This is a genomic window from Brevibacillus antibioticus (assembly GCF_005217615.1).
Classification (GTDB): domain Bacteria; phylum Bacillota; class Bacilli; order Brevibacillales; family Brevibacillaceae; genus Brevibacillus; species Brevibacillus antibioticus.
Genome location: NZ_SZNK01000001.1, coordinates 5,734,661 through 5,745,000 on the forward strand (window position 1 = coordinate 5,734,661; position 10,340 = coordinate 5,745,000).

General features: G+C 48.5%; 8 protein-coding genes. 3 read left to right on the forward strand and 5 right to left on the reverse strand.

Going from position 1 to position 10,340, the window contains the following annotated elements:
• Positions 1–59: 59 nt before the first annotated feature.
• Both E8L90_RS27565 and E8L90_RS27570 read right to left on the reverse strand, forming a co-directional pair.
• Positions 60–1,238 carry an oxalate decarboxylase family bicupin gene (locus E8L90_RS27565; protein ID WP_137032512.1) on the reverse strand — a complete coding sequence of 393 codons (1,179 nt, stop codon included), beginning with the start codon at positions 1,236–1,238 and terminating at the stop codon, positions 60–62.
• Between the two features lie 155 nt (positions 1,239–1,393).
• The gene (locus E8L90_RS27570; RefSeq protein ID WP_137032513.1) at positions 1,394–1,957 is read right to left on the reverse strand and encodes a YEATS domain-containing protein; all 564 of its coding nucleotides are present in this window, start codon (positions 1,955–1,957) and stop codon (positions 1,394–1,396) included.
• Positions 1,958–2,109: 152 nt separating this feature from the next.
• Here E8L90_RS27570 and E8L90_RS27575 point away from each other — a divergent pair, with 152 nt between their 5' ends.
• Complete coding sequence (locus E8L90_RS27575; protein ID WP_137032515.1) at positions 2,110–2,697, forward strand: TetR/AcrR family transcriptional regulator; 588 nt, start codon at positions 2,110–2,112, stop codon at positions 2,695–2,697.
• A gap of 89 nt (positions 2,698–2,786) precedes the next feature.
• Here the strand turns inward: E8L90_RS27575 and E8L90_RS27580 are convergent, their stop codons facing one another.
• Genes E8L90_RS27580 through E8L90_RS27590 form a run of 3 tightly spaced genes read right to left on the reverse strand, consistent with a single transcriptional unit; the run spans position 2,787 to position 6,551 of the window.
• Positions 2,787–3,938, reverse strand: coding sequence for a Ger(x)C family spore germination protein (locus E8L90_RS27580; RefSeq protein ID WP_137032517.1), 1,152 nt, complete (start codon positions 3,936–3,938; stop codon positions 2,787–2,789).
• Between the two features lie 8 nt (positions 3,939–3,946).
• Entirely contained in the window at positions 3,947–5,467 is a 1,521-nt protein-coding gene (locus E8L90_RS27585; RefSeq protein WP_137032519.1) for a spore germination protein, read from the reverse strand.
• Positions 5,445–6,551 (reverse strand): GerAB/ArcD/ProY family transporter, encoded by a 1,107-nt coding sequence (locus E8L90_RS27590; RefSeq protein ID WP_137032521.1) that lies wholly within the window; start codon positions 6,549–6,551, stop codon positions 5,445–5,447. Before E8L90_RS27590 ends, E8L90_RS27585 begins: the two co-directional genes overlap by 23 nt.
• A 113-nt stretch (positions 6,552–6,664) precedes the next feature.
• Between E8L90_RS27590 and E8L90_RS27595 the strand changes: the two genes are divergently transcribed.
• On the forward strand, positions 6,665–8,947 hold the full coding sequence (locus E8L90_RS27595; RefSeq protein WP_137032523.1) for a DEAD/DEAH box helicase: 2,283 nt from the start codon (positions 6,665–6,667) through the stop codon (positions 8,945–8,947).
• Positions 8,937–10,313: a ribonuclease H-like domain-containing protein gene (locus E8L90_RS27600; RefSeq protein ID WP_137032525.1), complete on the forward strand. Its 1,377-nt coding sequence runs from the start codon at positions 8,937–8,939 to the stop codon at positions 10,311–10,313. The genes E8L90_RS27595 and E8L90_RS27600 overlap by 11 nt, the downstream gene beginning before the upstream one ends.
• The last annotated feature ends 27 nt before the right edge of the window (positions 10,314–10,340 follow it).

Sequence of the window (10,340 nt, forward strand, 5' to 3'; positions counted from 1 at the left end):
CATGGCTCTCCACAGAACAGAAATCAGACCAGTCCATTGGGGCTGGTCTTTTCTTGCATTTACGTGACATAGCCATATCCAGGATATTTGACTACCGGCCATTTATCCTTGCGCAAGGCATCCAGTAATTGAGGGCCTACACACAGGTTGGAAGCGACAAGTTCATGCGGGGTGAGTGCCATCCATTGATTCAGCGACACATCGACAAAGCGGTCACTCTTGAACATTTCCAAAAACCACACTGTTTCCGTCCCAGTATTTTGGATATAATGCCCCGTCGCAAAAGGAACGTAACCGACATCACCTGCTTGGTAGTCAAAGGTTCGAGCGTTTCCATTTCCGATAAAAACGGTCATGCGTGCTTGGCCTGAAATGTAATATTGCCACTCGTCGTTATTGGGATGCCAGTGCAGCTCTCTCATGGCTCCGGGACGTAGTTCTACAAGTGCTGCCGCGATTGTTTTGGAGATCGGAAAGTTGCGGGAATCGACGATGCGCACACTGCCTCCGGGTGTAATGAGGGGGCGTTGGGCGAGTAAACGATGGGAAAAAGGAAGGGGGACGGTTCCGTATGGAGATTCCACTTCATCTGCTTCGATGGAACCCGGAACCTCGCTCTGATAAATGTACACTTGCTTGTCGGGAATGTTGGCAAAGGCTGATTCAGGCACACCAAAATTCGCGGAAAGCACATCTGTTGGCGTATGAGCAAACCAATCGGAGATCGATAGCGTATTCAAATCGGAAAAATGTCCATCGTCGAAAACGAGCAAAAACTCGCAACCTTCCTCTAGTCCCTGAATCGAGTGGGGGATGCCGGGAGGGAAATACCACAGATCGCCTTTGCCGATATCTGCGATAAAATTCCGTCCGCGTTGGTCAACGGATGTAATTCGTGCACGGCCGAGTAACATATAGGCCCATTCCGCCTGCTGATGCCAGTGCAGCTCGCGCACACCGCCTGGCGTCAGGCTCATGTTTACACCCGCAAGTGTAGTGGCGATTGGTAGCTCGCGTATGGTGACTTCACGGGACCAACCGCCATGATTTAATGTCATGAAGGCATCTGAGAAGGAAAATTTCAGATTGGGCAGCAAGCCCGCATCTGTGACGGGAGGAACTAGCATATTTGGATTTTGCCGATCACGCATGACGTTCCGTGGGCCGAGATCGACCCATCCGGTCCCGTCTCTCCTCATCGGCTGAGGAATTGGATTCCCTTTGTCTGGCGGATTCATTCGGGCAACCTCCTTCATCCTTGGAGAGGCATAGGTTTTGTCTCACTTCATCCACTAACCATGCCTATGCATCGGCTTACCCGTTATGCAAACATCCAAGCCGTACTATGGAGGTCGATGTCAACTCATGGGCATTGTTTGGGAAGGAAAGCCTCTCACCAATTATTGTTGGGAGTAGTGTCTCGCTTATCTTTCTTTGGAAAGAGAAAATAGCTGGCTGTAATGATCAGATCAATCCCCAAAACAACGGTCCATAGCCGGAGAATATGCCATAAAGAAGCAGTTCGTTCCGCATCATCGATAAAGTAGATGGTCCCCGCTAAGAGAGCCGCCCCAATTACATAGGAGAAGAGATGTCGAAACCAGCTTTTAGCGTAATGCTTGGCGTACTCCATGCCGTATAACTTGGGTTTCGCCTTACCTTGCTTGGTGACGTATTGCTGAAATTTTTCATCCGCCCATTGAATCATGCTTTTCCCAAACGCAAGCGATACCCCGATATAAACGGCAGCCAGTGCATGAGGAATCGTAGCGGTAGCCCCACGATACAAATCCACGCTCGTAACGACGAGCAAAACTACATCAACAACAGGCGTCAGGGCGAGAAGAAAAAGCCCGGCTTTTTTTTGTTTGAGCACGTACCTTGTAAAAAGGCCAAGTACAATGACCACCCAAAATGCGATTTCGCATGCGACAATCATCCATGCAACAAAATTCACTATAATAGGTCCCCTTTTTTGAAGTTTCTTCTCGTGAGAAGTCTTTATAATACATCCGTGCTAGTAAAATGGATTTTATCATCGCTTCTAAAATAATACAATCATATTACTAAAAGTTGCCTGTCCCTTGTAAAGCTTGTTAAAATACAACTATGCCAAAAATAATCGATCATGAGAAAAGAAGAGAACAAATAGCAGAAGCAACGTGGCGTGTCATTGTCGAGCAAGGAATGGAGGGAGCGACGGTAAGGGGCATTGCAAAAGAAGCAGGACTTTCATTAGGTGCTCTGCGACATTACTTCGCAACACAGGATGAACTGTTGATGTATGCCATGCAGCTCGTAAAAGAGAGGGCGACAGCTCGAATTGCTGAAATTTCCGCCAATGAAAAATGGGCACCAAAAGAGAGAATCACCAAAATCTTTTTGGAGCTTCTCCCTACGAATCAAGAAAAGATGATCGAAATGGAAGTGTGGTTTGCTTTTACCGTGTACTTCCGACACAAGAAGGAAGGCTTTGACGCACAGCATGACGGGATCTATGCTGGCATCCGCAACCTGTTGGACTCTGCTGATCAATTGAATCTATTACGCAAAGAGCTGGACAAAGAGATGGAAGCAGAAAAGCTCTATGCCGTCATCGATGGTCTGGCGCTGCATGCCTATCTCGAACCGCAGCGTGTCAATGGGGAACGGATTACGGAAGTGCTGGAGCATCATCTTGCATCCTTGTTTCATTAACTGACTTTTGCTTTCCTAAACAAAAACAGCCGGGGGTGGTCTTTGACTGGTCCCGGCTTTTTTCTATCGGAGATGGCCTTGATATCGGTTTATTTATGCTCGCGTATCTTGGACAAATTTCCCCCGAATAGCTGTAGCTTTACATCTATGTTTGAAATCGTATCGGGACGTAGGGGCAGCTCCCCGTTTTTCGTAAGCCTGTGCCATGCCTTGGGGTCTTGTCGATAAAGCGCATCCGATAATTGAAGCACATCCGTCTGTGTTTTTTGTCCCAACTGGTACGAGTGCATAATCTCCTCGGCAATGCTTTTTTCCGCCCATTCCCTCAAGTCCTTCTCTGGAACGGCTTTCACCAATTGGGGCATGTTTGCCTTTGTACTCACCTTGAGATGAAACGTCACCTTGTCATCTTCCACTTGAGGGATGATCGCAGGCTTGATCTTTTCCATGACGAGTGTGGTAATGGGTTCACCATTATGGTAAACGGTAATGCCAGGACGGCGTGCTTTTTTATCCAACCAGCGTAGACCCATGATTTCTGGGCGCGGCAGGCATAGCTTTAATTTCTTGTTTTGCAAAAAGCAGACGCCACTCATGAGCAGGGTGGGATGCTTTTTTTTGTTTTCGGTCCACTGTACTTTGTTGGTACTCAATATGGGCAATTGCACGGTTTGTCCACTTTCTTTCCACTTCCAAATAAACTTGTAAAGGAACAGGGGGGCTACCACAGAGCTTTGTCGGTAAATATCCTCCGGGTCATTTAGTTGGGAATAAAGAATGGAGATGTTGAGAATCGGCTTGGCGTTAAATAAGTCTTCGATCGGCTCTTTGGTTGCAAACGTCCATACAGTATAGCGGAATTCGTAGTATCGGTCGATCACATCCAATAATTGATTAATCACATCTTTCTTCAAGGCGTTCTCGGTAAAAACAATGGCCTTGATATGACCCCAGGACAGACGCTGCTGGGCAGTCCGGTACAGATTGAAGATGGCTTCATCCAACGTTCTTCCTTCTCCCTTGCCAACGGAAATTGTTTGAGGATTGCGTTGTCCGCCTGCTTCTTGTTTGGCAATGTTATTGAAACTGATGATTTGCGTGTAAAACACAAATTTACCTTTTACATAGTCGATACCGATGGAATTGACGTAGATCATATGCTCGATTTCCCTGGCGCCCCAGCATCCGCTTAACAGGGAAGAGATCAATACAATTGTGAAAAAACATCGTAGTTTATGCATAGCGATTGTTAATTCTCCTTGTTTGATCTGGTTTTTTGCAGCATTCTGGGTACGTTCCCCCATTTTCCCCAAGGGATCCGAAAGATGACTTTCCACAGATCCTGAAAAACAGGGGGAGAGATTGGCTCCAGGTAGTAAACCCCAAAGGAGCGCAGATTGGTTAGGTACAGCACGATGATCCCAACCATGATGAAAAAGCCAAACAACCCCGCCATGCCAGAAACGATCAAGATAAGGAGTCGAAGCAAGCTAACCGTACCGACGAGGTCTTGATTGACCAGCGAAAACGTAGAGAGTACGGACATAGCTACTACCACCAGAATCCCTGGAGCGGTTAAGCCTGCACTGATGGCGGCTTGTCCGATGATCAGCCCGCCGACGACGGACAAAGTTTGGCCAAAAGCCATGGGAAGACGCATGCCTGCTTCGCGAAATAACTCAAACAATAAGAGCATCACGATCGCTTCAAAAGGGGCGGGGATAGGGACGCCTTGTCGGGATAAAACAAGTGTGGCTACCAACGTGTACGGGAGCTGGTCTTGATGATAGGTGATCAAGGCGATCCAGAAGCCAGGCAGAAACAAGGCCAATATGAATCCGAACAATCTCATGAGCCGGGTAAACGCGCTGTACCAAAAATACGAGTAGACATCTTCCGGCGTATTGAATAAATAGGTCAGCGTAACAGGAGCAATGGTGGCGGAAGGAGACCCTTCCACAAAGATGACGAATTTTCCGTGCAACAGGGCGTTCACAGCAAAATCGGGCCGGCCTGTATACTCAAACAGCGGAAACAAGGGGATGCGGGTGCCTGTTAATATATCTTCCAACTGCGTGTTGCTCACAAGGGCCTGTACTTCCAAATTGGAAAGCTTTGTGCGAATTTCTTCTAAGGTATCCGGATTGATCCGATTTTTGAGAAACAGTAAATTGACCTTTGTGTGTGTTTCATCACCCAATCTGTACTCTTCTACGGCGAGCCGATTGGTTTTGAGTCTCTTCCTGATCAGCCCGATGCTGATGTGCGGTTCTTCGGTAAAGCCGTCACGCGGTCCTTTTACAGAGACCTCTGTATTTGATTCTTCGGGTGCACGTTGCGGCGGATCGGAGAGTTCCATCCAATACAGCTTGTTTAACGAATGAAAGAAGAGGAGCAGTTCCCCTTCGAATACTTTTTTGACAATATGATCAGGATTTCGATCATCGAAGACCTCTTTCAAAAATAGCTCACTATATTGCTGCATGTCCAAAGAACTCATCATGGGAGCCGTTTGATGCATTTTGGACAATTTTGGGACCACATATTGATTGATCTGTTTGATATCGCACAGACCCTCTGAATAAATAATGGTTACGAGAGATGAACCCTCCCCATTTCCGTGGTAAGGGAGGCTAATCGTATCAATAATGACATCTCCACATGAGGCAAACAATTGACGGAAATAGTCCTCGGTTAAAGGCTGGTCATCTGGAATGGATGGTGGATGGTCGTTTGGGACAAATACATCAATCCCCTTTTTTCTCCTCATGAATCATTCCCCTCCTTCGACTGGACCAGTTTACGAGCACGATAATGATGAATGAGTAGACGACCATCGTATAAAACATAAATGGAAGGATATGAGCGGTTAACATGTCTAAAAACACGTTATCGCTGAAGGGGAGAACGGCAATGGCAACCAAAAGGGAAGAAAGCAAGACAAGGACCATCATTCTTTTCGCGTTGCTTTTCAATCGAAGAATATCGACAATGAGAAAGATCGTCAAAGACATCCGAATAAAGGCACCGGAAAACCACTGGTATATACTTAAAAAATCCATGTGCTCAATATATCGGCCAATATTAACCAAGCGCCATTCCTCGTAAGCAGGGTATCTCAGTTTCTCCGATTGTTCAGGGCCGAATTCGGCAATGGCCCCCGTAACAGGTCCAAAGGTTAGTCCAATTAAAATGACAGCTAAGATCAAGAGTGGCAGTAGTGAATACTTGGACCGAATATGCTGCTGCATGAACAGAAGGATGATGAGTTCAATCAAACCCGCCCCGACAAAGACCACACCTTTCCATACAGGGAGCATGCCGTATTCCAGGAATGGTTTTAGCAAAATATAGCTTTTATGCGTGTAGTTGGCAGACATGACGAAGAATCCAAGAAAGATGACAAGCGGCAGGAAAAGGACCGCTGTGTTTGCGATGGAGCGTATGCCCAAGTATGCATTACATACACAAATACACGCCAACATGAAGGCGATGAAAATAGTGGGCATTTTCGGGGAAAACGCGACATGAATCCAGGTAACGGTATCTCTCATTGTTATCGCGCACATCATGAATAAATAGACACAGGCAATGGCTGCCAATATATTGGAAATAGCGGGATGGTACGCTTTTTTCAGCAAGAGAAAGACACTTTGCTGACGGGTTTTGGCAACAGCCGAATAGAGAAGACAGACCCATACAATGAAGAAGACACCGGCCAAAATAACGGAAATCCAGGCATCCCGTTTTGCGGCATCCATCAAAATCGGGATGACAATTACATGGTTCATTAAGCCAATGGTGAGCATCAGCATGCAGACAACCTGAAAAAAAGTTAAAGTAGTGTCTTTCATGAACATACCTCTACGTACTTGGGTTGGTAGTAGTATCTGTTCAAAGTGGATCTTTATTCCATGTTTACATGCCGAACGTCCATTCGTAAAATGGTAGCAAGAAGGTGACGAAAATGAATGTGAAAAAAAATATCGCAGCCATATTGGATCACATAAAAACAGACGAACGTTTTCGCGATAACATTGCGCATTGGAGGGTCATTCCTGCTCGTGAAGCAAAGTCCGTTCCATTTCCAAGTGAGCTGGACGGACGAATTCGAGAGGCCCTGACGAATAGAGGCATTTCTTCCTTATACACGCATCAAGAAACGTCTTTTCGCCATGCGCGCGAAGGGAAACATATCGTAGCGGTTACGCCCACGGCTTCAGGAAAAAGCATGTGCTATCATCTGCCGATCCTTCAGACGTTATCGGAAGACACGCAAGCGCGGGCTCTTTATTTGTTCCCAACTAAGGCATTGGCGCAGGATCAAAAGTCCGAGCTGCATGAGTTGATTACGGAAATGGGCCTTTCGATCAAATCCGAAACATATGATGGTGATACACCTGCAAATATTCGGCAGATGGTACGCAAGGCAGGAAATATTGTCATCACCAACCCAGACATGCTACACTCCGCCATTTTGCCTCATCACACCAAGTGGGTGTCCTTTTTCGAGCATCTCAAATACATCGTCATTGACGAGCTGCATACATATCGCGGCGTTTTTGGCAGTCATGTCGCCAATGTCATTCGGCGGTTGAAGCGCATTTGCGCTTTTTATGGGAGCCACCCGCAATTTATTTGCACATCGGCGACCATCGCCAACCCGAAGCAATTGGCAGAAGCTCTGACAGAAGAAGAGGTAGAGCTGGTCAACAACAATGGTGCTCCGTCTGGCATCAAGCATTTTCTTTTCTACAATCCTCCTGTGGTCAACAAGCAGCTCAATATTAGGCGCAGTGCCACATTGGAGGCGCGAGACATTACCGAGCAGTTTTTGACCAATGGCATACAGACGATTTTGTTTGCGAGAAGCCGTGTACGTGTAGAGATTTTGCTCACGTATTTGCAGGAGTTGATTCGCCGCAAGCTTGGGCCGAAAACGATCCAAGGGTATCGTGGCGGCTATTTGCCGAGCCAGCGCAGAGAGATCGAACGCGGATTGCGCAATGGTGACATTATGGGTGTGGTCAGCACCAATGCGCTGGAGCTTGGGGTAGATATCGGGCAGCTTCAGGCTTGTGTCATTACTGGCTATCCGGGCTCTGTCGCTAGCACATGGCAGCAGGCAGGACGGGCAGGAAGACGGCAGGGGGAATCCGTCGTCGTGATGGTCGGCAGCTCCACGCCGTTGGATCAGTATGTGATCGCCAATCCGGAGTACTTTTTCGACCGTAGTCCTGAGACAGCGCGGATCAATCCCGATAACCTGATTATTTTGGTGGATCATCTCAAATGTGCGGCGTACGAGCTGCCGTTTCGGGAGGGAGATACATTCGGACGTGCGGAAATCATAGAAATTCTAGAGTTTTTGACCGAGGAGCAGGTGCTTCATTACTCGCGGGGCAAGTGGTTCTGGATGAACGATTCATTCCCGGCTCACAACATCAGTCTGCGGTCAGCCTCGCAGGAAAATGTCGTAATCATCGACATCAGTGAACGGGGAAATGAGCGTGTCATTGGGGAAATGGACCGTTTCAGCTCCATGACGCTCTTGCATGACGAGGCCATCTACCTGCATCAAGGGACGCAATTCCAGGTGGAAAAGCTGGACTACGAGGAAAAGAAGGCGTATGTCCGGGAAGTGCAGGTCGATTATTACACGGACGCCAATCTGGCTGTTTCGTTGAAGGTTTTGGAGCAAGATCAGTCCCGTCGACATGCGCAGAGCACGTTGGCTTATGGAGAAGTGGCTGTGAATGCGATGGCGACGATCTTTAAGAAAATCAAGTTCGAGACGCATGAAAACATTGGCTCGGGACCGATTCATTTGCCGGAAGAGGAACTGCATACAAATGCGGCGTGGATCGGCTTTTCTGAAGCGTTGCTGGGTGAGATCGGGACTGAGGATGTGGAGCGTGGCTTGGTCGGTTTGGCGCATGTGTTGCAGCATGTAGCCCCGCTGTTTGTCATGTGCGACCCAATGGACCTGCACGTGATACCGCAACGAAAGGCTGTTCATTCACAGGAGCCGACGATTTTTCTGTACGACCGTTATCCAGGAGGCATCGGCTTGAGTGAACAAGTGTATAAGGAAATGGAGACGATATTGACGCAAGCTGAGCGGATGATTGTCTCTTGCCCGTGTGAATCAGGCTGTCCATCTTGTGTGGGAGCGACAGATGACGGCAGCAAGGGGCTAGCCATGACCTTGCTGCGAATCGCTCAAGGGGGAAGTACTTATGTCTCTTAAATCCAAGCTGCAACGGATGAAGGGACATCTCTCGCTGGAAACGGACAAAGCGGTAGCGCCAGCAGTCGAAACAGTCGAATCGGAAACGCCCATTCTCCAGAAAGAGCAGAGGGCGGCTGTACCAGCGGAAAGCGACGCCGAGCTACACATACCTTTTGCCGACAAGTGGAAGGAAATGCAGGCATCGCCTTACATCTGGGATGACGAGTACGTCATGATTCGCGAGGTTCGCTATCCGATCGATCAGCAGCATGGTGCTTACGCCTTTTCCGAGCTGCATGAGGCGATCCGTATGTGGGAAGCGGCTGGTCGAGAGCATCCGCTGTCCGCTGCGGGCAGGAGGCCAGAAGACTTGCTGTTTTTCGATACGGAGACGACAGGGCTGTCAGGCGGGGCAGGCAATGCGATTTTTCTTTTGGGGTACAGTCGTTTCGAGGGGGAGCACGTCGTGGTGCGCCAGCATTTTCTCCCGGGCCCGCATGCAGAGGTGACCTTATACCAATCGTTTTTGGAACAAGCACAAAAGTCTTCGCATCTGGTGACCTTCAACGGAAAGTCCTTTGACTGGCCGCAGGTGCGGACGCGGCATACACTGGTGCGTGATCAAGTACCTGCTTTGCCTACCTTTGGTCATTTTGACCTTTTGCACGGGGCGAGGAGACTGTGGAAGGCGGAGCTGGAATCGTGCCGATTGGGTATCATCGAACAGGAAAAGCTGGATGTGTTTCGCGAGGATGATTTGCCCGGTTATTTGGCACCGGTGCGGTATTTCGACTTTTTGCATGCCCAAGACCCAGATGCTATCGAAGGCGTACTGCGGCACAACGAGACGGACGTCCTGTCTCTGATTACGATGTACATTCATATGACACGGCTATTGGTAGGGCAAGGGAGCGTAACGGTATCTCCCGAGGAAAGCTACGAAATTGCCAGATGGTACGACGCGCTTGGGGATCAGGAAGCCGCTATGACAGGCTATCGCCTCGTCGCAGACAGTGAGCATGCGTGGAGTAACCGGGCCAAGCTCGCGATCGGTCATCTGTACAAAAAGCAAAAGGATTGGCACCAAGCCCTAACCGTATGGGAGTCGTGCATTCAGTCCACCGGATATATCCCGGAAGAGGTGTATATAGAGGCTGCCAAGCTGAACGAGCATCAGTTGAAGGATTGGGAGAAGGCTTTGCATTATACGAAGCAAGCGTATGAGCAGTGGAAGAAGCGTGGGAGTCTTTTGCGAAACAGGTCCAAAGCCGACGCAGAGGCTTATCAAAAGCGAATCGATCGGTTGGAAGGGAAACTTCGCGGAAACGAAGCGGAAGAAGAGAGCTTGTTGTCCGGATTTTTGGATTGGGCGGATGAGCAATAGTAATGAGGAACGTAGTCTGAAGAACTA